The sequence below is a fragment of the Acidovorax sp. 210-6 genome, assembly GCF_010020825.1.
GTDB classification, from domain to species: domain Bacteria; phylum Pseudomonadota; class Gammaproteobacteria; order Burkholderiales; family Burkholderiaceae_C; genus Simplicispira; species Simplicispira sedimenti.
The window spans coordinates 1,822,727-1,844,984 of the sequence record NZ_JAACJE010000001.1 but is presented as its reverse complement, the minus strand read 5'-3'; the positions used below and the strand labels follow the sequence as shown (position 1 = coordinate 1,844,984).

24 protein-coding genes are annotated in these 22,258 nt (G+C 65.1%); 6 read left to right on the top strand and 18 right to left on the bottom strand.

All coding sequences use genetic code 11. The annotated features are described in order from the left end of the window. Positions 1–26: 26 nt before the first annotated feature. Positions 27–1,502, bottom strand: a complete 1,476-nt coding sequence (gene guaB / locus GWK50_RS08500; RefSeq protein WP_162016101.1) for an IMP dehydrogenase — start codon at positions 1,500–1,502, stop codon at positions 27–29. A 78-nt stretch (positions 1,503–1,580) separates the two neighbouring features. Between guaB and GWK50_RS08495 the strand changes: the two genes are divergently transcribed. Next, positions 1,581–2,084, top strand: a complete 504-nt coding sequence (locus GWK50_RS08495) for a DUF4124 domain-containing protein (protein ID WP_162016100.1) — start codon at positions 1,581–1,583, stop codon at positions 2,082–2,084. A 3-nt stretch (positions 2,085–2,087) separates the two neighbouring features. Here the strand turns inward: GWK50_RS08495 and GWK50_RS08490 are convergent, their stop codons facing one another. Together GWK50_RS08490 and GWK50_RS08485 are read right to left on the bottom strand one after the other, a co-directional pair. After that, positions 2,088–2,435, bottom strand: a complete 348-nt coding sequence (locus GWK50_RS08490; RefSeq protein ID WP_162016099.1) for an RnfH family protein — start codon at positions 2,433–2,435, stop codon at positions 2,088–2,090. Then, complete coding sequence (locus tag GWK50_RS08485) at positions 2,428–2,868, bottom strand: type II toxin-antitoxin system RatA family toxin (protein WP_162016098.1); 441 nt, start codon at positions 2,866–2,868, stop codon at positions 2,428–2,430. Before GWK50_RS08485 ends, GWK50_RS08490 begins: the two co-directional genes overlap by 8 nt. A gap of 118 nt (positions 2,869–2,986) precedes the next feature. Here GWK50_RS08485 and smpB point away from each other — a divergent pair, with 118 nt between their 5' ends. The 4 genes from smpB (at position 2,987) to GWK50_RS08465 (ending at position 5,267) form a co-directional block, all read left to right on the top strand. Further along, positions 2,987–3,460 (top strand): SsrA-binding protein SmpB, encoded by a 474-nt coding sequence (gene smpB / locus GWK50_RS08480; RefSeq protein WP_162016097.1) that lies wholly within the window; start codon positions 2,987–2,989, stop codon positions 3,458–3,460. Between the two features lie 106 nt (positions 3,461–3,566). Beyond that, the gene (locus tag GWK50_RS08475) at positions 3,567–3,932 is read left to right on the top strand and encodes a hypothetical protein (RefSeq protein WP_162016096.1); all 366 of its coding nucleotides are present in this window, start codon (positions 3,567–3,569) and stop codon (positions 3,930–3,932) included. A 17-nt stretch (positions 3,933–3,949) separates the two neighbouring features. After that, entirely contained in the window at positions 3,950–4,459 is a 510-nt protein-coding gene (locus tag GWK50_RS08470) for an RNA polymerase sigma factor (protein WP_162016095.1), read from the top strand. A gap of 13 nt (positions 4,460–4,472) precedes the next feature. After that, a complete protein-coding gene (locus GWK50_RS08465; RefSeq protein ID WP_162016094.1) occupies positions 4,473–5,267 on the top strand; it encodes an anti-sigma factor in 795 nt (264 codons plus the stop codon). Positions 5,268–5,273: 6 nt separating this feature from the next. On the opposite strand, the gene GWK50_RS08460 is transcribed toward GWK50_RS08465, so the two are convergent. Both GWK50_RS08460 and GWK50_RS08455 read right to left on the bottom strand, forming a co-directional pair. Beyond that, complete coding sequence (locus GWK50_RS08460) at positions 5,274–6,365, bottom strand: enoyl-CoA hydratase/isomerase family protein (protein ID WP_162016093.1); 1,092 nt, start codon at positions 6,363–6,365, stop codon at positions 5,274–5,276. Beyond that, complete coding sequence (locus GWK50_RS08455; RefSeq protein WP_162016092.1) at positions 6,362–7,258, bottom strand: DMT family transporter; 897 nt, start codon at positions 7,256–7,258, stop codon at positions 6,362–6,364. Before GWK50_RS08455 ends, GWK50_RS08460 begins: the two co-directional genes overlap by 4 nt. A 388-nt stretch (positions 7,259–7,646) precedes the next feature. Between GWK50_RS08455 and GWK50_RS08450 the strand changes: the two genes are divergently transcribed. Then, positions 7,647–8,609 carry an IS110 family transposase gene (locus GWK50_RS08450; protein WP_162016091.1) on the top strand — a complete coding sequence of 321 codons (963 nt, stop codon included), beginning with the start codon at positions 7,647–7,649 and terminating at the stop codon, positions 8,607–8,609. A 33-nt stretch (positions 8,610–8,642) separates the two neighbouring features. Here GWK50_RS08450 and typA read toward each other — a convergent pair whose 3' ends face one another. From typA to GWK50_RS08385, 13 genes are all read right to left on the bottom strand, one after another. After that, the gene (gene typA / locus GWK50_RS08445) at positions 8,643–10,466 is read right to left on the bottom strand and encodes a translational GTPase TypA (RefSeq protein ID WP_162016090.1); all 1,824 of its coding nucleotides are present in this window, start codon (positions 10,464–10,466) and stop codon (positions 8,643–8,645) included. Beyond that, entirely contained in the window at positions 10,463–11,455 is a 993-nt protein-coding gene (gene truB, locus GWK50_RS08440; RefSeq protein WP_162016089.1) for a tRNA pseudouridine(55) synthase TruB, read from the bottom strand. The genes typA and truB overlap by 4 nt, the downstream gene beginning before the upstream one ends. Positions 11,456–11,457: 2 nt before the next feature. Then, a complete protein-coding gene (gene rbfA, locus GWK50_RS08435) occupies positions 11,458–11,835 on the bottom strand; it encodes a 30S ribosome-binding factor RbfA (RefSeq protein WP_162016088.1) in 378 nt (125 codons plus the stop codon). A 168-nt stretch (positions 11,836–12,003) separates the two neighbouring features. Continuing rightward, entirely contained in the window at positions 12,004–14,877 is a 2,874-nt protein-coding gene (gene infB, locus GWK50_RS08430; RefSeq protein ID WP_162016087.1) for a translation initiation factor IF-2, read from the bottom strand. A 24-nt stretch (positions 14,878–14,901) separates the two neighbouring features. After that, positions 14,902–16,386, bottom strand: coding sequence for a transcription termination factor NusA (nusA, locus tag GWK50_RS08425; RefSeq protein WP_162016086.1), 1,485 nt, complete (start codon positions 16,384–16,386; stop codon positions 14,902–14,904). Positions 16,387–16,469: 83 nt separating this feature from the next. Continuing rightward, positions 16,470–17,051, bottom strand: coding sequence for a ribosome maturation factor RimP (rimP, locus tag GWK50_RS08420; protein ID WP_162016085.1), 582 nt, complete (start codon positions 17,049–17,051; stop codon positions 16,470–16,472). A 169-nt stretch (positions 17,052–17,220) separates the two neighbouring features. After that, entirely contained in the window at positions 17,221–17,631 is a 411-nt protein-coding gene (locus GWK50_RS08415) for a thioredoxin family protein (RefSeq protein WP_162016084.1), read from the bottom strand. Between the two features lie 68 nt (positions 17,632–17,699). Further along, on the bottom strand, positions 17,700–18,716 hold the full coding sequence (arsB, locus tag GWK50_RS08410; RefSeq protein WP_162016083.1) for an ACR3 family arsenite efflux transporter: 1,017 nt from the start codon (positions 18,714–18,716) through the stop codon (positions 17,700–17,702). Between the two features lies 1 nt (position 18,717). Continuing rightward, a complete protein-coding gene (arsA, locus tag GWK50_RS08405) occupies positions 18,718–20,496 on the bottom strand; it encodes an arsenical pump-driving ATPase (protein WP_162016082.1) in 1,779 nt (592 codons plus the stop codon). Positions 20,497–20,542: 46 nt separating this feature from the next. Continuing rightward, positions 20,543–20,908, bottom strand: a complete 366-nt coding sequence (arsD, locus tag GWK50_RS08400) for an arsenite efflux transporter metallochaperone ArsD (RefSeq protein WP_162016081.1) — start codon at positions 20,906–20,908, stop codon at positions 20,543–20,545. A gap of 14 nt (positions 20,909–20,922) precedes the next feature. Continuing rightward, complete coding sequence (locus tag GWK50_RS08395) at positions 20,923–21,423, bottom strand: arsenate reductase ArsC (RefSeq protein WP_162018059.1); 501 nt, start codon at positions 21,421–21,423, stop codon at positions 20,923–20,925. Continuing rightward, on the bottom strand, positions 21,423–21,851 hold the full coding sequence (locus GWK50_RS08390; protein WP_162016080.1) for a DUF2703 domain-containing protein: 429 nt from the start codon (positions 21,849–21,851) through the stop codon (positions 21,423–21,425). Before GWK50_RS08390 ends, GWK50_RS08395 begins: the two co-directional genes overlap by 1 nt. Further along, a complete protein-coding gene (locus tag GWK50_RS08385; protein WP_162016079.1) occupies positions 21,848–22,186 on the bottom strand; it encodes a helix-turn-helix domain-containing protein in 339 nt (112 codons plus the stop codon). The genes GWK50_RS08390 and GWK50_RS08385 overlap by 4 nt, the downstream gene beginning before the upstream one ends. Positions 22,187–22,258 lie beyond the last annotated feature (72 nt).

Genomic DNA, 22,258 nt, shown 5'->3' with positions numbered 1-22,258 from the left:
GCTATCAAAATAATAGCATCCGGTGATCAGTCGGCGCGGTAGTTGGGGGCTTCCTTGGTGATCTGCACGTCGTGCACGTGGCTCTCACGAATGCCCGCCGTGGTGATTTCGACGAACTCGGCCTTGGTGTTCATCTCGTCAATGGTGGCGCATCCGCAGTAGCCCATGGCAGCACGCACGCCACCTGCCATTTGGTACACGATGGAAACCATGGAGCCCTTGTAGGGCACGCGGCCTTCGATACCCTCGGGCACCAGCTTGTCGGCATTGGGGTTGCCGGTGCTCGATTCCTGGAAGTAGCGGTCGGCACTGCCCTGCTGCATGGCGCCGATGGAGCCCATGCCGCGGTAGCTCTTGTAGCTGCGGCCCTGGAACAGGATGACCTCACCGGGCGCTTCTTCGGTGCCGGCAAACATGCCGCCCATCATCACGGTGCCAGCACCAGCGGCCAGGGCCTTGGCAATGTCGCCCGAGTAGCGGACGCCGCCATCGGCAATCAGGGGCACACCCGTCCCCTTGAGCGCCGTGGCCACGCTGTCGATGGCCATGATCTGGGGCACCCCCACACCCGCCACGATGCGCGTGGTGCAGATGGAACCAGGGCCGATGCCGACCTTGACCGCATCGGCACCGGCCTCGACCAGCGCCAGCGCGGCTGCGCCGGTGGCGATGTTGCCGCCGATCACATCCACCTGCGGATAGTTCTTCTTGACCCAGCGCACGCGATCGATCACGCCCTTGCTATGACCATGCGCGGTGTCCACCACGATGGCATCGACACCCGCCTTGACGAGCGCCTCGACACGCTCTTCCGTGCCCTCGCCCACACCCACAGCGGCACCCACGCGCAGGCGGCCAGAGGCATCGCGTGCGGCATTGGGGAAACTGGTCTGCTTGGTGATGTCCTTCACCGTGATCAGGCCCTTGAGTTCGAAGGCGTCGTTGACGACCAGGATGCGCTCGAGCTTGTGCTTGTTGAGCAGCGCCTTGGCCTGCGCGGGCGTGGTGTGTTCGTTTTCGTTGACGGTGATGAGCTTTTCGCGCGGCGTCATGATCTGGTGGACCTTGACGTCATAGCGGGTCTCAAAACGCAGGTCGCGGCCGGTGACGATACCGACCACCTTGCCGCCGTCGCACACCGGAAAGCCCGAAATGCCCAGCTGCTCGGACAGTTGCAGCACCTGCAGCACCGTGTGCTCGGGGGTGATGACCACCGGGTCGCGCAGCACGCCCGACTCGTAGCGCTTGACCTTGGCCACGTGGGCGGCCTGTTCCTGCGCCGTGAGGTTCTTGTGGATGATGCCGATGCCGCCCTCCTGGGCGATGGCGATGGCCAGCCGTGCCTCGGTGACGGTGTCCATGGCGGCGGACACGAGCGGCAGGTTCAACTGGATGTTGCGGGAGAGTTTCGTCGCGAGGGACGTGTCCTTGGGCAGGACCTGGGAGTACGCCGGCACCAGCAACACATCGTCGAAGGTGAGCGCTTTTCCAAGTAGGCGCATGAGAAAGCTCCAAAAGGAGAATTGTACCCGTCTGAAACCGCCTCCCATCGGGGCCCAGTGGGCGATACACTCGGATGCATGAAACTGCACCCCCCTCTCCTGCTGGCAGCGCTCTGCCTTGCATCGGCCAGCGCCATGGCCCAGTGGCAATGGATTGACAAGGACGGACGCAAGATTTTCAGCGACCGGCCGCCGCCCACCGATGTGCCGGACAGCAAAGTCCTGAAGCAACCCCGCATGGGCGCAGCCGTTGCCGCACCGGTGGTTGCCGCCAGCGAACCGGCATCGGCTCCAGCAGCGGCAGCCAGCGCGGCCGCCGCGGGCAAGGACAAGGAACTGGAAAAGCGCAAAGCCCAGGCCGAAGCCGAGGAAGCCGCCAAGAAAAAGGCCGAAGACGACAAGCGCGCCAAGGTACGTGCCGAAAACTGCGAGCGCGCCAAGGCCGCCAAGGCCACCATCGACTCAGGCAAGCCCTTGCGTCAGGCCAATGCGCAGGGCGAACTCATTTTCATGGACGAGGCCGCGCGCAACGCCGAACTCAAGCGTGCCCAGGCCATCATCGACAGCGACTGCAAGCGCTGAGCATCAATAGCCCTGTTTGCCCCCGGGGCGGCGCCGCGCAAACAGGCCTGCGGCGCGTGCGCCCTGGCTGGCAAAGCGCTGGCGCCTGGCCAGCTTGGGGTCCACCGTCAGGGACCGGTACAGCTCCAGCCGGTCGCCGTCCTGCAACACGGTGGCATGCGTCACCAAGTGGCCCCAGATTCCCATCGCCACAGGCTCCGCGGCCAACGCACCATGGGCGCGGCAATGCGTCAGTGCATCGGCCACGGTGGCGCCCATTGGCAGCGCCAACTCCCACAGCTTCACCTGCCCTGGCTGGCTGGCATGGGCCACCGTGATATGCAGGCGTGGCAACGCCTGCGCTTCAGCCATACACCTGCTCGGCGCGCTTGACAAAGGCATCGACCATGCTGGCCGCAATGCGGTCGAACACCGGTCCCACCACCTTGGACAGGGTGACGCTATCGAAGCCGTAGTTGAGCAGCAGTTCCACCCGCGCGGCCCGCTGGCTGCCGTCGCCCACGGTGTGGAAGTGCCAGTCTCCATCCAGGCGCGAAAACGGCCCCTTGACCAACTGCATCTGCACACGACGACCGGGCTCGTGGAGGTTGCGCGTGACAAAGCTGTGCCGAATACCGCTGAGCGCAATACCCACCTCGGCCAGCATGCCGTTGTCGTCCTGTTCCAGCACACGGGTATGGTCGCACCAGGGCAGAAACTGGGGGTACTGCTGCACGGATGTAACCAGGTCGAACATCTCTTGCGGGCTGTACCAGATCAGGACGGATTTTTGAACGGTTTTCATGGGGCACTGCCGACCGCGCCCAAGGGGGCGAGCCGGCGAAACTAGAATGCTGTCTGCGCGATGACCGCAATTGTAGGGAGGCGCTCGATCTCCCGGCGATCACCGCCATGAAAGCGCAATGGCCAAGAAACCCGAAACCCAGTCCCGCATTGCCGACAACAAGAAAGCGGCCTTCAATTATTTCTTCGAGGAACGCCACGAGGCAGGTGTGGTCCTGCAGGGTTGGGAAGTCAAGGCCCTGCGCGAAGGCAAGGTGCAGATCACCGATGGCTATGTGGTCATCAAGGATGGCGAGCTGTTCCTGATCGGCTGCCAGATCAACCCTCTGAGAACCGCGTCCACCCACGTGAACCCGGAAGCCGCACGCACACGCAAGCTGCTGCTCAAGAAGGACGAGATCCGCCGCCTGATCGGCAAGGTCGAACAAAAGGGCTACACCCTGGTGCCGCTGAACCTGCACTGGAAAAACGGCTTCGTGAAGTGCGAAATCGCCCTGGCCAAGGGCAAGGCCGAGCACGACAAGCGCGACACCATCAAGGACCGCGAAGGCAAGCGCGAGGTCGAGCGGGCCATGAAGAGCCGCAACCGCTGACGGCCCAGTTTTTTTGCCGGACCATGGAATAAACCGGGCCGGCCCGGTGTTCATCCGCATGCATGGCCGCCATACCGCGCGGCCGGCACCCTACCGGAGATACACGATGAAAAAACTCGGTTTCATGATGGCTGCCCTGGTGCTGGCCGGATGCCAGTCCATGCCCCCGGCCCAGGTCAAGGTACAAAACGGCGTTCTGGTCGGCCCCAATGGCATGACGCTCTACACCTTCGATCGCGACATGGCGGGCAGCGGCAAGTCCGTCTGCAACGGCCCTTGCGCCACCAACTGGCCGCCGCTCACGGCAGAGGGTGCTGCACCGAGTGGCGATTACAGCGTGGTCACCCGCGATGACGGCAGCATGCAGCTTGCCTACAAGGGCAAGCCGCTGTACTACTGGATCAAGGACACCAAGCCGGGCGACAAAACCGGCGAAGGTGTGAACCAGGTCTGGCGCGCCGCCAAGCCCTGAAGGCCGTTGCGCGCGCCATGGATCGCCAGCGGATCATCGACCACGTGCCCGCCCTGCGGCGCTACGCGCGCGTGCTCACGGGTGACGCTTGGGCCGCTGACGATCTGGTGCAGGACACCCTGGAGCGGGCATGCCGCAAGTGGTTGCTCTGGCGTTCTGGTAGCAACCTGCGCGCCTGGCTGTTCACGCTGATGCACCATCTCTACCTCAACCAGCTGCGGGGCAGCCCGCCCTTGCAGGTGGTGGATATCGACACGCTGCACGAGGGGCTCCAGGCCCCCACTCACGATGCGGACAGTGCGCTGGATCTGGAGCGATGCCTGCAGCGCCTGCCCGCCGATCAGCGCACCGTGTTGTTGCTGGTGGCGCTCGAGGACATGTCCTACGCCGATGCGGCGCGCGTATTGCAGATCCCGGTGGGCACGGTGATGTCGCGTCTGGCACGCGCCCGAGCCCGCCTGCGCGAGCTGATGGAGCAATCCCCCGCCGCGCCGACCCAGAAACCTGTCCTGCGCCGCCTCAAATGACACCCTGACCACCATGTTCGATAGTCCTCAGCGCCCCTTCGACGAGAACGACCTGCACGCCCTGGCGGATGGGCAGCTTTCACCCGAGCGCGCACAGGCCGTTCGAGCCCAACTCGGTGCGGACCAGGCCGAGCGTGTGGCGCACTGGGCAGCACAGCGCGCACAACTGCAGAGCTTGTATGCATCCATCGCCACCGAGCCGCTGCCCGACGTCTTGCTCACAGCGGCCAACCGGCTGCAAGCCCTGCAAGACCGGCAGACACAGCTCTGGCGCTGGGGCGGGATGGCGGCCTCAGTGCTGCTGGCCTTTGGCCTCGGATGGACGCTGCACGGCCAGTGGTCTGGCCAGGCAACTTCCGCACCCCTGCCCATGGCCAGCGAACAGCGCTTTGCGCAGCAGGCCGCCGTGGCGCACGCCGTCTACCAGCCCGAACAGCGCCATCCGGTGGAGGTGGATGCCGCGCAGCAGGAGCACCTGGTGCAATGGCTGTCCAAGCGCTTGGGCCGTCCTCTGAAACTGCCTGTGCTCACTCCGCAGGGCTTTGAACTCGTGGGTGGGCGGCTCCTGCCCGGCGAGAGCGGCGCACGCGCGCAGTTCATGTACCAGAATGCGGCGGGACTGCGCATCACGCTCTACCTGGGTGCGCTCAACGGTGCGGGCGCAGACGAAACGGCATTCCGCCTGTATGCCGATGGCCCGGTGCCTGCCTTTTACTGGCTGGATCAGGGCTTCGGCTACGCGCTCAGTGGGTCGCTGGGGCGCGACGCCCTGCTGGCGCTGGCCACCGCCGTGCACCAGCAGCTTTGAGCCGTCTCAGCGCAGCGCGGCCAGCGGATGGGCGTGCGCCGGCCAGGGGCTCACGAAGAACGAGGCCACCAATTCCGGCGACACGTCCTCGATGCGCGCGGGGTTCCAGCGCGGGCTGTGGTCCTTGTCCACGGCCAGGGCACGGATGCCCTCCACGGTTTCGCTGGCGCCAGGGCGCAGGAAGAAGCAGTGGCGCACCATGTCGCGCTCCATGCGCAGGTCGGACGCCAGGTCCATGCCACGCGCACGGCGGATCTGCTCCAGCACCACGTGAAGCATCAGCGGTGAGCGCTTGCGCAGCGTGGCCGCCGTGGCACGTGCCCACTCGCTGTTGGCAGCCTCCAGGGCAGCCACGATGGCGGGAACGCCACTCAGAGAAAAATATTGATCAATATCGCCTCTAACGCCCTTCAATTGGGCGTCAGCAGCTATCATTTTTGCAGCAACGAAAGCCTGTACGGCGGCGCCATCGGCAAAGGTTTGCGCGCCCAGTGCCTCCCACACGGTGGCCTGCGCGTCCAGGGGCAGGCAGCCGTCGGCCAGGCCGAAGGCAATGGCATCCCCCGCGCCGATGGTGTCGCCCGTGAGCGCCAGCCATTCACCCACGTGGCCGGGGCAGCGCGAGAGGAAGTAGCCGCCGCCCACGTCGGGGAACAGGCCGATGGCCGTCTCGGGCATGGCCATCTTGGTGCGTTCGGTCACCAGGCGCAGGCTGGCGCCCTGGCTGATGCCCATGCCGCCGCCCATGACGATGCCATCCATGAAGGCGATGTAGGGCTTGGTGTAGTTGTGGATCAGGTGGTTGAGCGCGTACTCCTCGGTGAAGAAGTCCTCGATCTCCGGGTTGCCCGTGCTGCCCGCCTGGTGCAGAAAGCGGATGTCGCCGCCCGCACAGAAAGCGCCAAACGGGCCCTCCTTGTTACTGCCCCGGATGGCCACGGCCAGCACGGCAGGGTCTTGTTGCCAGGCCAGCAGCACCGTCATCAGGTCGCGCACCATGCCCAGCGACAGCGCGTTCAGCGCCTTGGGGCGGTTGAGCGTGATCAGCCCCACCTGCCCACGTACCTGGGCCAGCACTTCACCATGCATCTCCATCATTTTTCTTCCTTCCAAGCCAAGAGCTCATTGAACACCAGCGCGCCAATCACCAGCGCACCGCCTATCAGCACCGCCTGGGCCGGACGCTCCCCGGCGCCCACCCAGGCCAGCAGAATGCCAAAGATCACTTCCAGCAGGCCCAGCAAGGCCAGCTCCGGTGCCTTGAGCACCTGACCGCAGCGCACAGCCAACACGCAGGGAATGGCCAGTTGCACCACCCCCAACAGGGCCAGCAAGGCCAGGTCATGCCCGGTGGCCTGCAGCGGCCAGGCCAGTGGCAAGGTGGCCAGCGACGACAGCACCGCACCAATCAGCACGGCAGGCATGAGGTTGACCGCATGGCCGTGCTGCTGCGCATGTTGCACCACCGTCCAGTTCACGGCCGCGGCCACCGGCACGCACAAGGCCACCAGCGTGCCCACCACAGGCAGCCCCGCCATCTGCGAGCCATACATCCAGCCGATACCCAGCCCCGCCATCACGATGGCGCCCCAGGTGCGCGGCGCAATGTGGTGGCCGATGAAGACCCAGGCAAACAGCGCGGTGAGCAAGGGGCCGACAGCCATGGTCACCAGTACGTTGGCCACAGGCATCAGCGTGATGGCCACCATGAAGGCAGTGAACATCACGCTCCAGCACAGTCCCGACAGCCACAGCGCCCGGCTCCCGCCCCGCAACGTGGTCAGTGCCGCACGGCCTTGCACCGCAGGCAGGATGACCAGCAGCGCCAGCACCGTGAACAGGCTGCGCCAGAACGTCACCTCGAAACTGCGCGCATGCTCCAGGTGCCGCGTGACCACCCCGGCAATCGACCACATCAGCGTGACCGCCACCATGAGCCATACGGCGCGGGTATGGGTCAGCCCTTGGTTTGGAAAAGAAGGGGTATTCATCGCGAATTGCTTGCAACGCTCGACGCTTTAACCAACGACAGCCGCCCCCCGCACAACCCACGCAGCAAGCCTGGGGCGCTGCCCTGCCCAGGGCCGCCGTGCAAGGGCCGCCCCGCCGCACTGGCGGCGTCCCCCTTCCCGCAATGCGCAGCTTTGCGCGAGAAGGGGGAAGGCACGCAGTGCCTTGTATCTTCCATCCAGACCGTCGCGGTAAAGTTTGACTGCCGTAAAGGTAGCCAGACCGGCCCGTGCAGTTTGGTAGCGCCTGGGGTGTTCGAGCCCGTCCCTGAGTACAGAACGCACGGCCACCGCGCTGGTCTTCATTGAGCCCGAACGGTTACGCGCGCCACCATTGAGCGCGCATGTACAAGCATGGGAGTTGAAGATCATGTCTGCTTTATCAGTGACGGTAGGTATCGACGTGGCCAAGGCACACGTCGATGTCTGTGTACTGGGCACCCACAGCGATTTCCAGCGGTTTGCCAACGATGTTGATGGCCACTGTGCGCTGGCTGCTGCCTTGCAGTCCATGGATGTGGGCCTGGTGGTGATGGAGGCCACCGGAGGTTACGAGGCGGCTCTGGCGTGCGCACTGCAGGCCGTGGGCTTGCACGTGGCGGTGGTCAATCCGCGCCATGCACGCGACTTTGCCAGGAGCATGGGCCGTCTGGCCAAGACCGATGCGGTGGATGCCCGCATGCTGGCCGAGTTGGCTGCGGTGCTGATGCGCCGCGATGACCTGGCACGCTTTCTTCGCCCTGTAGCCGATGAGCGCCAGCAGTGGCTCGCCGCCCTGGTCACGCGCAGGCGCCAGTTGCTGACCATGCTCAATTCCGAGCGCCAGCGGCTGCAAATTACGCCCCGTAAGTTGCACCCCAGCATCGAGGCCATCGTGGCAGCGATCAAGGCACAGCTCGATGATCTGGAGAGGCAGATGGTGGGCCATGTGCGCGAGCACTTCGGTGAGCTCGATGGGCTGCTGCAATCGACCAACGGCATCGGCCCGGTGGCCAGCGCAACGCTGATTGCTCAGTTGCCCGAGTTGGGCAGGCTCAACCGCCGCGAGATCGCCGCCCTGGCGGGCGTGGCGCCCGTGGCCAATGACTCGGGTAACAGGAAGGGGCGACGCAGGGTGCAGGGTGGGCGCTTTGAGATACGGCGTGTGCTGTACATGGCCACGCTGACTGCAGCGCGCTACAACCCGGTCATCCGGGCGTTCTACGAGCGTTTGAGGGCTGCGGGCAAACTGCCCAAGGTCGCCTTGGTGGCATGCATGCGCAAGCTGCTGACCACGCTCAACGCAATGGTCAGAACCGGCAAACCTTGGGACCCGTCGCTTCATCGTGCTTGACTTTGAAGACGGTTACTCAGGGGGTTGTCCACATTACTCTCGGCTGGCGCGCTTGCGCTCATGCTCCTTGAGGTAGCGCTTGCGCAGGCGCACGCTCTTGGGCGTGATTTCGACCAGTTCGTCGTCCTCGATGAATTCCACACCGTATTCCAGCGTGAGATCGATCGGAGGCGTGATCTTGATCGCGTCTTCCTTGCCGCTCACGCGGAAGTTGGTGAGCTGCTTGGTTCGCGTGGCGTTCACCACCAGGTCGTTGTCGCGGCTGTGGATGCCGACGATCATGCCCTCGTACACCGGATCATTGGCGCGCACGAACATGCGGCCACGGTCGTCCAGCTTGCCCAGGGCGTAGGTGAAGATTTCACCATCGTCCATGGAGATCAGCACGCCGTTCTTGCGGCCGCCGATCTCGCCCTTGTGCGGCTCGTAACCGTCGAAGATGTTGGAGATCAGGCCCGAACCCCGCGTCAGGTTCAGGAATTCGTTGGAGAAACCGATCAGGCCACGCGCCGGAATGCGGTATTCCAGGCGCACGCGGCCACGGCCGTCCGGCTCCATGTTCACCAGCTCGCCCTTGCGCTCGCCCAGGGCCTGCATCACGCCGCCCTGGTGCTGCTCTTCGATGTCGGCGGTCACGAGTTCGATGGGTTCATGCTTGACGCCATCGATGTCCCTGAAGACCACGCGGGGCTTGGACACCGCCAGCTCGTAACCTTCACGGCGCATGTTCTCCAGCAGGATGGTCAGGTGCAGTTCACCCCGGCCGGCCACTTCGAAAATGCCGTCTTCATCGGTTTCCTTCACCCGCAGCGCCACGTTGTGCTGCAATTCCTTCTGCAGGCGGTCCCAGATCTGGCGGCTGGTCACGTACTTGCCTTCACGGCCGGCCAGCGGCGAGGTGTTGACGCAGAAATTCATGATCAGGGTGGGTTCGTCCACCTTGAGCATGGGCAGAGGCGCCGGGTTGGCAGGATCGGTCACGGTCACGCCGATACCAATGTCTTCAATGCCGTTGATCAGCACGATGTCGCCAGGGCCCGCCTGCGGGGTTTGCATGCGGTCCAGGCCCTGGAAGGTCAGCACCTGGTTCACACGGCCCTTGACGGACTTGCCATTCGGGCCTTCCATGACCAGCACGTCCTGGCCGGGCTTGAGGGTGCCCTGGCTGATACGGCCCACGCCGATGCGGCCCACGAAGCTGGAGTAGTCCAGCGCCGAAATCTGCAGCTGCAGGGGAGCGGCCGGGTCGCCGGAATTCGGCGGCACATGCTTGAGGATGGTGTTGAACAGGGCCGACATGTCAGGGCCCCACTGCTCGCCCGGCGCGCCTTCTTCCAGCGAAGTCCAGCCGTTGATACCCGAGGCATACACCACGGGGAAGTCGAGCTGCTCATCGGTGGCACCGAGCTTGTCGAACAGGTCGAATGCGGCATTCACCACCTTGTCGGGGTTGGCGCCGGGCTTGTCCACCTTGTTCACCACCAGGATGGGGCGCAGGCCCAGAGCCAGCGCCTTCTTGGTGACGAAACGCGTCTGGGGCATGGGGCCTTCCTGGGCGTCGATCAGCAGCACCACGCTGTCCACCATGGACAGGGCTCGCTCCACTTCGCCGCCAAAGTCCGCGTGGCCAGGGGTGTCCACGATGTTGATGTGCGTGCCTTCCCAGCTCACGGCGCAGTTCTTGGCCAGGATGGTGATGCCGCGCTCGCGCTCGATGGCGTTGTTGTCCATCACGGTATCGACCACCTTTTCGTGCTCGGCGAAGGTGCCGGACTGGCGCAGCAGCTGGTCCACCATGGTGGTCTTGCCATGGTCCACGTGGGCGATGATGGCGATGTTGCGGATTTGTTTGCTCATAGTTTTTCCAATATGCCGCTGGCTTGTGGGCGCGGCGTGCCTTCCAAAATTTGTTGAATTTCCAGCGGACTCAGCAGCCGGTCGGGCACCAGCTCGCCGCCTGCGACATGGCCGACACCGAGCAGGGCCCTGGGACGGTCACCGAACACGGCCACCGCCGGTGCATCAGGCCAAGGCCCCCGGCGGCGCATGCCGGAGAGAAACCGGCCCGCATTGTCGTTGTCGAGCGTGACCTGCACATGTCCGGCCAGCAGCGCTTCGGGCGGCTCCAGGCAGGCCAGGCGCGCGCTGTCGTCCAGCGCCTCCAGTTGCTCCAGCGTGGTGCAACGCTCCACGCCAATGCCACCGGTCTCGATGCGGCGCAGGAAAGTAAGGTGCGCACCGCAACCCAGCGCGGCACCGATGTCCTCGCCGAGGGTGCGGATGTAGGTACCTTTGCTGCATTTCACTATCATTTTGATAGCTGCTTGCGCTTTACTGTCTTGCGTCAGAGCCAGATTCAATGCATGAATGGTCACATCACGCGGCGCGCGCTCTACGGCAATGCCCGCACGCGCATACTCGTACAAGGCCTTGCCGTCCTTCTTGAGCGCGCTGTGCATAGGCGGCACCTGGCGGATGGGCCCGGTGAACTGCAGGCGCACCTGCTCCAACCGCTCGGGGGTGAGCTGTGCCGGATCCACCGTGCGCCGCTCCAGCAACTCGCCCTCGGCGTCGCCGGTGGTGGTGGTCACGCCCAGCAAGGCCACGGCCTCGTAGGTCTTGTCGGCCTCGAGCTGGAGCTGGCTGAACTTGGTGGCCGCACCAAAGCACAGCGGCAGCACACCACTGGCCAATGGGTCGAGCGTGCCGGTGTGGCCCGCCTTCTCGGCACGCAGCAACCATTTGGCCTTTTGCAAGGCCTGGTTGCTGGTCATGCCCAGTGGCTTGTCGATCAGCAGCACCCCGTGCACGGGGCGCCGGACGACCCTCGTGCGCGGCGCGTCCATGGTCATTCTTCCGCGTCTTTGGCCCGCGAGGAGACCGCCTTGGCGATCAGTGCGTTCATGTCGGCCGCTCGCTCCTGCGTGCGGTCGTACACGAAGTGCAACGTGGGCACCGTATGGATGTGCAGGCGCTTGAACAGGCCATTGCGCAAATGCCCAGCCGCATGGTTGAGCGCCTCCTGCGTCACCGCAGGGTCGCCCACCAGCACGCTGAAAAACACCTTGGCATGTGCATAGTCGGGCGTGACTTCCACACCCTGCAGCGTGACCATGCCCACGCGCGGGTCCTTCAACTCGCGCGCAATCAGCTCCGTCAGATCGCGCTGGATCTGGTCGGCGACCTTGAAGGCGCGGTTCGGCGTAGCAGGTTTCTTCGCGGCCATATCAGTATTCCATCGCAGGCTGCAGCTGTGCCAGCAGTGCGTAATTCTCACGCGGCGCAGGCCAGCGCCCCCGCGCAAGGGCCGCCCCGCAGCGCTGGGGGCGTCCCCCTCCCGCCACGCGCAGCGTGGCGAGAGAGGGGGAAGGCGCAAAGCGACTCAGGGGGTGTCTCATAGAGTCCGTGCGATTTCCTTGATCTCGAAGAACTCCAGCTGATCACCTTCCTTGATGTCGTTGTAGTTCTTGAGCTTGATACCGCACTCGAAGCCTTCCTTGACTTCCTTGACGTCGTCCTTGAGGCGGCGCACCGACTCCACATCGCCCGTGTACACCACCACGTTGTCGCGCAGCAGACGGAACTTGCAGTTGCGCGTGACCTGGCCGGAGGTGATGTAGGAACCCGCCACCGTGCCGATCTTGGAAGCCACGAACACGGTGCGGATTTCCGCAGTACCCAGGGCTTCTTCGCGTTGCTCAGGCGCCAGCATGCCGGACATGGCCGCCTTCAACTCATCCACTGCGTCATAGATGATGTTGTAGTAGTGGATGTCCACACCATTGGTCTCGGCCGTCTTGCGCGCGCCAGCGTCGGCACGCACGTTGAAGCCGATGACGATGGCCTTGGATGCGATGGCAAGGTTGATGTCGCTTTCGCTGATGCCGCCGACGCCCGCATACACGAGCTGGACCTTGATTTCCTCGTTGGAGAGCTTCAGCAGCGAGGCGGCCAGCGCTTCCTGCGAACCCTGCACGTCGGCCTTGATGATGATGGGCAAGGTTTGCACTTCGCCCGCCGTCATTTCGGAGAACACGTTCTCCAGCTTCGCGGCCTGCTGCTTGGCCAGCTTGGTGTTGCGGAACTTGCCAGCACGGTAGGTGGCAATTTCACGCGCACGGCGCTCGTCCAGCATGACCATGAACTCGTCACCCGCCTGGGGCACATCGGACAGGCCCTGGATTTCCACCGGAATGGAAGGCCCGGCTGTCTTGGAGGTACGGCCGTTTTCATCCAGCATGGCGCGCACACGGCCGTAGGTCTGGCCTGCCAGCACCACGTCGCCCACCTTCAGCGTACCGGACTGCACCAGCACCGTGGCCACAGGGCCGCGGCCCTTGTCGAGCTGGGCTTCGATGACGAGACCCTTGGCGGTGGCTTCCACCGGCGCCTTGAGTTCCAGCACTTCGGCCTGCAACAGCACCTGCTCCAGCAGTTCATCGATGCCCATGCCGGTCTTGGAGGACACGGGAACAAAAGGCGAATCGCCACCGTATTCTTCGGGCACCACCTCCACTGCCACCAGTTCCTGCTTCACGCGGTCCGGGTTGGCATCGGGCTTGTCGGCCTTGGTGATGGCAACAACCATGGGCACCTTGGCAGCCTTGGCGTGCTTGATGGCTTCCTTGGTCTGGGGCATGACACCGTCGTCGGCTGCCACCACCAGGATCACAATGTCGGTGGCCTGTGCACCGCGCGCACGCATGGCCGTAAAGGCTTCGTGGCCGGGGGTATCCAGGAAGGTCACCATGCCGCGCGGCGTATCCACGTGGTACGCGCCAATGTGCTGCGTGATGCCACCTGCCTCGCCCGAAGCGACCTTGGTGCGACGGATGTAGTCCAGCAGCGAGGTCTTGCCGTGGTCCACGTGGCCCATGACGGTGACCACGGGCGCACGAGGCAGCACCTCGGCGTCCTGCATTGCCGATTCCTCGTCGGTAAAGGCTTCCGGATCGTCCAGCGCCGCCACCACAGCCTTGTGGCCCAGTTCTTCGACCACGATCATGGCCGTGTCCTGGTCCAGGGGCTGGTTGATGGTGGCCATCTGGCCCAGCTTCATGAGCTGCTTGATGACCTCGGACGCCTTGATGGACATCTTGTGTGCCAGCTCGGCCACCGTGATGGTCTCGGGCACGTGCACTTCCAGGGTGCGCACTTCGGCCACAGCGGCCTGGCCCATGTCGTGCGAACGATCCCGATCGCCGCGCCGACCGCCGCCCTTGGGGCCACCTGCGCGCCAGGCGCTGCCACGGGCAGAACCACCAGTGGTGTCACCACGGGTTTTGATCTCTTTCTTTTTGCCAGGCTCGCCGGCCCAGCTGGAAGACAGCTTGGCGGATTTGACTTCTTTGCCACCTGCGCCAGCACCAGCACCAGCCGTCGCTGCACCACCTGCGGTGCGACCTGCGCCCGCGGCCGGGGTGTTGGCAGGCTTGTGCAGGGTGCCCTTCTTGGGCTCGGCTGCAGCCGCACGGGCAGCGGGCTTGGGTTCCTCGGGCTTCTTGGCCACCAGCACCTTGGCGGGCGTGGACATCATGGAACGGATGGCCGCAGCCTCCTCCAGCGCCTTGCGACGGCGCTCCTCCAGATCCTTGGCACGTGCCGACTCATCCGCGGCACGGGCCTTGGCTTCAGCGTCTGCCTTGGCACGCGCCTCAGCCTGTGCGGCAGCGCGCGCAGCAGCTTCCTGCTCTTGTTCTCGCGTGGCTTCCTGCTTGGCGGCAGATGCCTGTGCCTTCTTGGCCGCTTCTTCGGCAGCATAGGCGGCAGCGCGCTCGGCGGCCTCGCGTTCACGGCGCTCGCGATCCTCACGCTCCAGGCGCTGGGCTGCAAGCTCTTCTTCCTGGCGGCGGATCAGCTCGGCCTGGTGGCGGGCCTCTTCTTCACGCCGTGCCAGTTCGGCCTGTTCAGGATCGGGCTGCTCGGGCTTGGCCTCTGGCACCGGGGCCTGGGCGGCCTCGGCGGCCTCATCGCGCTTGACGAAAGTGCGCTTCTTGCGCACTTCCACCTGGATGGTGCGCGCCTTGCCGGTGGCATCGGCCTGCTTGATCTCGGTGGTGGACTTGGTGACCAGCGTGATCTTCTTGCGGTCACCCTGGGCCACGCCATGGCTGGCCTGCAGGTGGGCGAGCAGCTTTTGCTTGTCTGCCTCGGTCAGCGCATCTGCGGGCGACGACTTGACCACGCCTGCCGACTTGAGCTGTTCGAGCAGGACTTCAGGGGTTTTCTTGAGTTCGCTGGCGAACTCTGCGACGGTGTTACTCGACATATTGGCTCTGTTCCTCCCTGACCCTTACTCTTGCCCCGTGAACCAGTGTTCACGCGCCTTCATGATCAAGGCCTTGGCTTCTTCCTCGGACTGTCCGGTCAGTTCGGTCAGTTCATCGATGGCCAAATCGGCCAGTTCGTCACGGGTGTGCACTCCACCATCAGCCAGCTTGGCAATGAGTTCGGGGGTCATGCCTTCGAGGTCGCGCAGGTCTTGCGACACACTCTCGACGCTGTCCTCGCGGGCGATTTCCATGGTGAGCAGCACGTCCTTGGCACGGGCACGCAGCTCGTTGACGGTTTCCTCGTCGAAACTCTCGATCTCCAGCATTTCCTGCAGCGGCACATAGGCCACTTCTTCGAGGCTGGTGAAACCTTCCTCGATCAGGATGTCGGCAATCTCCTGATCCACATCGAGCTTTTCCATGAACAGACGACGTGCCGCTTCGGTTTCGTTGGCGTGCTTCTGCGCAGACTCGGCGGCGTCCATGATGTTGATCTTCCAACCGGTCAGGTCGGACGCCAGACGCACGTTCTGGCCGCCCCGGCCAATGGCGATGGCCAGGTTTTCCTCGTCCACCACCACGTCCATGGCGTGCTTTTCCTCGTCCACCACGATGGACTGCACATTGGCCGGTGCCAGAGCGCCGATGACGAACTGCGCCGGGTCCTCAGACCACAGCACGATGTCCACGCGCTCACCGGCCAGCTCGTTGGTCACGGCGTTGACGCGCGTGCCACGCACCCCCACGCAAGTGCCGATGGGGTCCACACGGCGGTCGTGCGAGAGCACGGCAATCTTGGCACGGCTACCGGGGTCGCGGGCGCAGCTCTTGATCTCCAGCAGGCCCTGCTCGATCTCGGGCACCTCATGGCGGAACAGCTCGATCATGAACTCGGGCGCCGAACGCGAGAGGATGATGGGCGCGCCGCGCAGCGTCAGATCCACCTCCATGATCATGGCGCGCACGCGGTCGCCGGTGCGCAGGTTTTCCTTGGGGATCATTTCAGAGCGGCGCAGACGACCCTCGACACGACCGGATTCGACAATGAGGTCGCCCTTGTCCATGCGCTTGACGGTGCCGGTGAAGATCTTTTCGCCACGCGACATGAAGTCGTTGAGCAGCATTTCGCGCTCGGCGTCGCGGATTTTCTGCAGGATGACCTGCTTGGCCGCCATGGCGCCAATGCGGCCAATCGGCACGGATTCGACCGGCTCTTCGATGTACTCCCCCACCTGGATGCCGGGAACGCGGTCTTGCGCGTCCATGAGCATTTCTTCGGCGTCGGGGTTTTGCAGGCCAGCATCGTCGGGCACCACCAGCCAGCGGCGGAAGGTTTCGTAGTTGCCACTGTCGCGATCCACAGACACGCGGATGTCAACCTCGCCCTCGTACAGCTTCTTTGTCGCCTGGGCCAGGGCGGCCTCGACCGCACCCAGAACCACATCGCGCTCGACGTTCTTCTCGCGCGAAATGGCTTCCACCAACATCAACAATTCGCGATTCATGCCACGACTCTCCTGTTCTTAATCACCCGCAGAGCCCGCGCCAGGCGGCAGACCCCTCATCCATATCCGGCAAGCCGGCCCGGTCAGAGCCCGGACGCAGCGCCCCTTCCCTTGAAATCCACAATCGGCGCCAAACGCGCCTCACGCAACTCGTCCAGCGTGAACCCCAACACCTGCAGCGGTGCGGGTGCACGCTTCTTGCTGATCTTCTGGCCCGGCTTGGCGGCGGGCTCATCGCTCCAGACGATCTGCCAGCCGCCCGCCTCGGCCCGCGACAGTCGGCCACGAAACTTCTTGCGCAAGGGGCTCACCTGGCCCGCCGCAGCCGCCCCCATGGGCGCCTTGAGGGTGATGTCGATCACCTCGCCCTCGAAACGCTGGTAATCCTGCTCATGGCGCAAAGGCCGGTCGATGCCGGGGGAGGAGACCTCCAGGCGCTTGTAGTCCACGCCATCGACCTCCAGCGCAAACTGGAGCTGGCGCGTCACTTTTTCGCAGTCTTCGACGGTAATGAACTGTGGAGGCACAGCAGCCTCGCCCTCCGTCGGCGGCTGCCACGGCCAGTCGATGGTGATACGCAGGGTGCCACCCTGGGCGCGTTCGATCTCGACCAGGTCGTAACCCAGGCCGCTGACGGTTTGCTCGACGATCTGCTGTAGTGCCACTGGTATTCAATTACCGCAAAAACAAAAAACCCGATAACCCCTCAGAGGCTTCGAGCTCCAAAAGCAAACGACCAAAAAAAACGGGCGGTTGGTACCCGCCCGTTTGGTCGTGAGGCCCGCATTGTAACCTGCAAAGCCTTGATTCGCAAGACAGAGCGGCCCTTTTTTGTCAAGCAAACACCCTACTCAACCCGCCCACGGCATACGCTTGGCGAATCCGCTCCATCAAGGCCATGGCCGAAGCGTCCCGCAGCAACGGCGGCGGGTCGTCCTGCCAGCGCTGCAACATGCGCTCCAGCACTGCCGCCTGTGGCAGCAAGGCCCCCAGGAAGCGCACCCCTGCCGCGTCGGCCAGCAGCAGGGTTGGGAAGGTCTCCACGTCATAGTCGCCAGCGACGTCGGCCTCATCTTCGATGTCCAGCCAGACAAAACGCGCCCAGGGAAACTGCCGCGCCAGGGTATCAATGACGGCGCGGTAGTCCCGGCAGGTGCCGCACCACTGGGCACACAGGCAGACCACCCAAGCGTCGGAATCGGCGTCTGGGGGAGCAGGGGCAGGCGAACAGGCCTGAGGGGACATAGAGAAGAAACCTTGCAAATCAACGGCACGCCGCAACGGCGTTCAAGGCTGTGATGGTAACGGCACCATCACCCCTCAAACCAGTGCCGCGTGCGGTTGACCAGCGCCACCAATGACAGCATCACCGGCACCTCCACCAGCACGCCCACCACGGTGGCCAGCGCCGCGCCCGAGTTCAGGCCGAACAGCGAGATTGCCACCGCCACGGCGAGCTCGAAGAAGTTCGAGGTGCCAATCAGGCAGGCCGGCCCGGCCACGTTGTGTGGCAACTTGAGCCAGCGTGCCGCCACCAGAGCTATGGCAAAAATGCCATAGCTCTGCACAATCAGCGGAACGGCGATCAGACCGATCACCAGCGGCTGGGCCACGATGGTGCCCGCCTGGAAGCCGAACAGCAGCACCACGGTGGCGATCAGCCCGACGATGGACCAGGGCTTGAGCCGCGCCACGAAGTCGGCCACGGCCTGGTTGGAGCGCCGTTGCAACGCGTGCCGCGTGGCCATGCCCGCCGCCAGCGGCAGAACGACGTAAAGCACGGTGGAGAGCACCAGCGTCTCCCAGGGCACGGTCACGTTGGTCACGCCCAGCAGGAAGGCGGCGATGGGCGCGAAGGCCACCACCATGATGAGGTCGTTGATGGACACCTGCACCAGCGTGTAGTTGGCGTCGCCCTTCACCAGTTGGCTCCAGACGAACACCATGGCCGTGCACGGTGCCACGCCCAGCAGGATCATGCCGGCGATGTATTCGCTGGCCGACCGCGCATCGACCCAGGGCGCGAACAGGTATTGAAAGAACAACACGCCCAGCGCCGCCATGGTGAATGGCTTGATGAGCCAGTTGACCACCAGTGTGAGCAGCAGCCCGCGCGGCTTCTGGCCCACGTCCTTGACCGCGCTCCAGTCGATCTGGATCATCATCGGGTAGATCATCACCCAGATGAACACGGCCACCACCAGGTTGACATGCGCCACCTCCAGCCCGGCGATGGCCTGGAAGGCGCCCGGTACCAGCAGCCCCAGGCCCACGCCCGCCAGGATGCCCAGGCCCACCCAAACGGTCAGATATCGCTCGAACAGCCCCATGTCATGCCCCCGTGGTTGACAGCGCAGCGCCCGCCAGTTGCAGCAGGCGCGGCACGCCCACGGGCTCCTCGCTGAGCAGCGGCACCACGGCGTGGCGCGCGGCGTGGTGCGCGGCCACGGCCTCGATCTCGCGCAGCTCGTTGCGGGCGCGCTGGCGCAGCAGCGGTGAGGTGACGCGGGCCGCTGCCACGCTGTTGTTCACCACCCAGGCCCAGGGTTCGATGCCCGCGCGGCGCAGGTCGGCCTGCAGATTGGCGGCTTCGAGCACTGGCGTGGTCTCGGCCAGCGTGGCGATGAGCACCTTGGTCTGCTTCGGGTCCTGCAACTGCATCATGGGCGTGGTGAAGTGCAGGCCCTTGTCGCCCATCTGGCGCACGATGTCGCGGTGGTAGGCGCCGGTGGCGTCGAGCAGCAGCAGCGTGTGGCCGGTGGGCGCGGTGTCCATCACCACGAATTTGCGGCCCGCCTCGCGGATCACGCGCGAGAAAGCCTGGAACACCGCGATCTCTTCCGTGCAGGGCGAGCGAAGGTCTTCTTCGAGCAGCGCACGGCCCGCCGCATCGAGCCCGGCGCCCTTGCTGGCCAGCACCTGCTGGCGGTAGCGCTCCGTGACCTCGTGCGGATCGATGCGGCTCACGCTCAAATGCTCCAGCGATCCCGCCAGCGTTTCCTGGAGGTGCGCCGCCGGGTCGGAGGTGGTCAGATGCACCTCGTGCCCCCGGTGCGCCAACTCCACGGCCACGGCGGCGGCCAGCGTGGTCTTGCCCACGCCGCCCTTGCCCATGACCATCACCAGCCCATGGCCATCCTGGGCGATTTCGTCCACCAGCCGGGACAGGCTGGGCGCCTGCAGCAGGGGCAGGCTCTCACCGGGGGCCTCGCCTGCGGTGGCCGGGGCCGCATCGAGCAACTGGCGCAGGGCATCAATGCCCACCAGATTGAAGGGCTTGAGCGGCACCTGGTCCAGCGGCAGCGCGCGCAGGCCTTCGGGCAGGGCGGCCAGCGCCGCCCGCTCGCGCCGGCACACGGCCGCGGCCAGCGGATCGTGCTCGGCTTCCGCCAAGGGCAGCACGCCGTTGACGACCAAGCACTGCTGGCGCAGGCCGATGGCGGCCAGCTCGGCGTGGGTGCGCGCGGCCTCGCGCAGCGTGGCGGGCTGGGCACGCGCCACCAGCACCAGCCGGGTATGGGCAGGGTCGGCCAGCGCCTCCACGGCGGCCTGGTAGCGCTCGCGCTGCTTCTCCAGCCCGGCCAGCGGCCCCAGGCACGAGGCATCGCCCTTGCCGGCCTCCAGGAAGCCGCTCCAGGCACCGGGCAACTGCAGCAGCCGGATGGTGTGGCCGGTGGGTGCGGTGTCGAACAGGATGTGCTCGTACTGCGCATGGAGCGCCGTGTCGGTCAGCAGCGCGGTGAATTCGTCAAAGGCGGCGATCTCGGTGGTGCAGGCGCCTGACAGCTGCTCCTCGATGTCCTTGACCACCGCATCCGGCAGCACGCCGCGCACCGGGCCGACGATGCGGTCGCGGTAGCCCTGTGCGGCGGCCTGCGGGTCGATCTCCAGCGCCGCCAGGCCCGGCACCTCCGGCACGGGCGTGATGTGGTTGCCAATCGCGATGCCGAACACCTGCCCGACGTTGGAGGCCGGATCGGTGCTCACCAGCAGCACGCGCCGCCCTTGCGCCACCAGGTGCAGCGCGGTGGCGCAGGCGAGCGAGGTCTTGCCCACGCCTCCCTTGCCGGTAAAGAAAAGAAAGCGCGGAGCTTGGTCGAGAAAATGCATGGCAGCGTGGGGTGAAGTGACGAGAGCGGAGACAAGCACGCGGCGCTCAGCCGCAGCAACCACCCGAACAGCAGTTGCCGGCACTCTCGGCCTTGGCGGCGGCAGGCGCGGCCAGGCCAGCCCAGCGCGCCAGGTCGGCGCGCGAGGGGTAGCGGCCCGCCAGCACGATCTGGCCGTCCACCAGCGTGAGCGGCAGCGCCTCCTGCCCTGCGCGCTCCAGGAAAGCCTTGACCGGCGCGCTCTCCGCGAAGGCCATGGGCTGCTGCGCGAGGTTGAAGCGCTCCAGCTGGGCGCCGTTCTGGCGCGCCCAGTCGGCATCGGCCGAGAAGTTGACGAGGTTCTGGTCCACATCGGTGCCGCACACGCCGCTGCTGCAGCACAGGGCCGGGTCGAAAATCTGGATGGTGCTCATGGGTACTCCTGGTTTCAATGGGACGAGAGACTGCGTGCCGCATCCTGCAGCAGGCTTTTGTGCAATTTTTCCGGCGGCAGGCTCAGCAACAGCTCCAGCCGCTGGCCGATCTCATGCAGCGTGTGGCGGAACGCCTGGCGCTTGACATCGTCTGGCGCATCGCCTGCGGAAGGATCGGCATAGCCCCAGTGCGCCGTGGCCGGATGGCCAGGCCAGATGGGGCACACCTCGCCCGCCGCGTTGTCGCACACGGTGATGATCAGGTCCATGTGCGGTGCGCCGGGCGTGGCGAATTCATCCCAGCTCTTGCTGCGCAGCCCCTCGATGGAAATGCCCGCGCTTTGCAGGACTTCGAGCGCCAGCGGGTGGGGTTGTTGCCCTGGACGCGGACTGCTGCCGGCCGACCAGGCCTGGAAGCGCCGTGCGGGGGATCGGCGGTCCAGGTGGTTGAGCAAAGCCTCGGACAGGATGCTGCGGGCAGAGTTGTGGGTACAGAGAAACAGAACATTCAGCATCACGGGTGGCCTCGGGCGGGTTCTGGGCTGGACAGGGTAGGATCGAAAAGCTGGCTGGCGGCAATCAGGCCCGCGCGCACCAGCAGCGCCTCGGGGACCACTTCATGGCTGGTGCCATCGATTTCCAGCGTGCGGCACTCCGCATCGCCGCACGCATCGCAGCACTGGCTGCTGCCACTGCGTGCGCCCAGCCAGTCTTCCAGCGGACGGCCACCCACCCAGATGCGGTTGGACTGGTCGGGCTGTTGCAGGAACGTGGCGGGATCGATCTCGCGCGTTTCCAGCACCGGTCGCACGCCGAGCGGCTCCAGGGCCGCGCGCAAGCGGTCCACGGCCTGCTGCACTTGCTGATGCGTTCCGGCACAGCGCGGGCAGGTGGAGCCCGTGGAATCAATCAACCGCTGCCAGGTGATGGCGAGTTCTTTCATGGGCAATCCGTACAGGCAGCAACCGCATGCGGGCCCAGGCAAGCCTCGGGGTGACCGCCACAGCATTCGGCAGTGAGATAGGCCACCAGCTCCCCCATGAGCGCCATGTGGGCGCGGTAGCGCTGGAAGCGCCCTTCCTGCGTCACCGACAGCAGGCCCGCTTGCGTGAGCGCCTTGAGATGAAACGACAGGTTGGTCGCGGGCAATCCGAGTGCTGCCGCGATCTCACCCGCCACCAGCCCATCGGGGGCATGCCGGACCAGCAAGCGGAACACATCCAGACGCACGCTGGAAGCGAGCGACTCGAAGACGATGATGGCTGTCTCTTTTTCCATGCTTTGATTATTCAATACTTATTGAAACATTGCAATAATAAAAGGCAATCCCCAATGCTCCCGCCGAAAAGG

Excerpts from the sequence above, each read along its gene's own strand:
- guaB (WP_162016101.1), bottom strand. The coding sequence starts at position 1,502 with ATGCGCCTACTTGGAAAAGCGCTCACCTTCGACGATGTGTTGCTGGTG.
- GWK50_RS08495 (WP_162016100.1), top strand. The coding sequence starts at position 1,581 with ATGAAACTGCACCCCCCTCTCCTGCTGGCAGCGCTCTGCCTTGCATCG.
- GWK50_RS08490 (WP_162016099.1), bottom strand. The coding sequence starts at position 2,435 with ATGGCTGAAGCGCAGGCGTTGCCACGCCTGCATATCACGGTGGCCCAT.
- GWK50_RS08485 (WP_162016098.1), bottom strand. The coding sequence starts at position 2,868 with ATGAAAACCGTTCAAAAATCCGTCCTGATCTGGTACAGCCCGCAAGAG.
- smpB (WP_162016097.1), top strand. The coding sequence starts at position 2,987 with ATGGCCAAGAAACCCGAAACCCAGTCCCGCATTGCCGACAACAAGAAA.
- GWK50_RS08475 (WP_162016096.1), top strand. The coding sequence starts at position 3,567 with ATGAAAAAACTCGGTTTCATGATGGCTGCCCTGGTGCTGGCCGGATGC.
- GWK50_RS08470 (WP_162016095.1), top strand. The coding sequence starts at position 3,950 with ATGGATCGCCAGCGGATCATCGACCACGTGCCCGCCCTGCGGCGCTAC.
- GWK50_RS08465 (WP_162016094.1), top strand. The coding sequence starts at position 4,473 with ATGTTCGATAGTCCTCAGCGCCCCTTCGACGAGAACGACCTGCACGCC.
- GWK50_RS08460 (WP_162016093.1), bottom strand. The coding sequence starts at position 6,365 with ATGATGGAGATGCATGGTGAAGTGCTGGCCCAGGTACGTGGGCAGGTG.
- GWK50_RS08455 (WP_162016092.1), bottom strand. The coding sequence starts at position 7,258 with ATGAATACCCCTTCTTTTCCAAACCAAGGGCTGACCCATACCCGCGCC.
- GWK50_RS08450 (WP_162016091.1), top strand. The coding sequence starts at position 7,647 with ATGTCTGCTTTATCAGTGACGGTAGGTATCGACGTGGCCAAGGCACAC.
- typA (WP_162016090.1), bottom strand. The coding sequence starts at position 10,466 with ATGAGCAAACAAATCCGCAACATCGCCATCATCGCCCACGTGGACCAT.
- truB (WP_162016089.1), bottom strand. The coding sequence starts at position 11,455 with ATGGACGCGCCGCGCACGAGGGTCGTCCGGCGCCCCGTGCACGGGGTG.
- rbfA (WP_162016088.1), bottom strand. The coding sequence starts at position 11,835 with ATGGCCGCGAAGAAACCTGCTACGCCGAACCGCGCCTTCAAGGTCGCC.
- infB (WP_162016087.1), bottom strand. The coding sequence starts at position 14,877 with ATGTCGAGTAACACCGTCGCAGAGTTCGCCAGCGAACTCAAGAAAACC.
- nusA (WP_162016086.1), bottom strand. The coding sequence starts at position 16,386 with ATGAATCGCGAATTGTTGATGTTGGTGGAAGCCATTTCGCGCGAGAAG.
- GWK50_RS08415 (WP_162016084.1), bottom strand. The coding sequence starts at position 17,631 with ATGTCCCCTCAGGCCTGTTCGCCTGCCCCTGCTCCCCCAGACGCCGAT.
- arsB (WP_162016083.1), bottom strand. The coding sequence starts at position 18,716 with ATGGGGCTGTTCGAGCGATATCTGACCGTTTGGGTGGGCCTGGGCATC.
- arsA (WP_162016082.1), bottom strand. The coding sequence starts at position 20,496 with ATGCATTTTCTCGACCAAGCTCCGCGCTTTCTTTTCTTTACCGGCAAG.
- arsD (WP_162016081.1), bottom strand. The coding sequence starts at position 20,908 with ATGAGCACCATCCAGATTTTCGACCCGGCCCTGTGCTGCAGCAGCGGC.
- GWK50_RS08395 (WP_162018059.1), bottom strand. The coding sequence starts at position 21,423 with ATGCTGAATGTTCTGTTTCTCTGTACCCACAACTCTGCCCGCAGCATC.
- GWK50_RS08390 (WP_162016080.1), bottom strand. The coding sequence starts at position 21,851 with ATGAAAGAACTCGCCATCACCTGGCAGCGGTTGATTGATTCCACGGGC.
- GWK50_RS08385 (WP_162016079.1), bottom strand. The coding sequence starts at position 22,186 with ATGGAAAAAGAGACAGCCATCATCGTCTTCGAGTCGCTCGCTTCCAGC.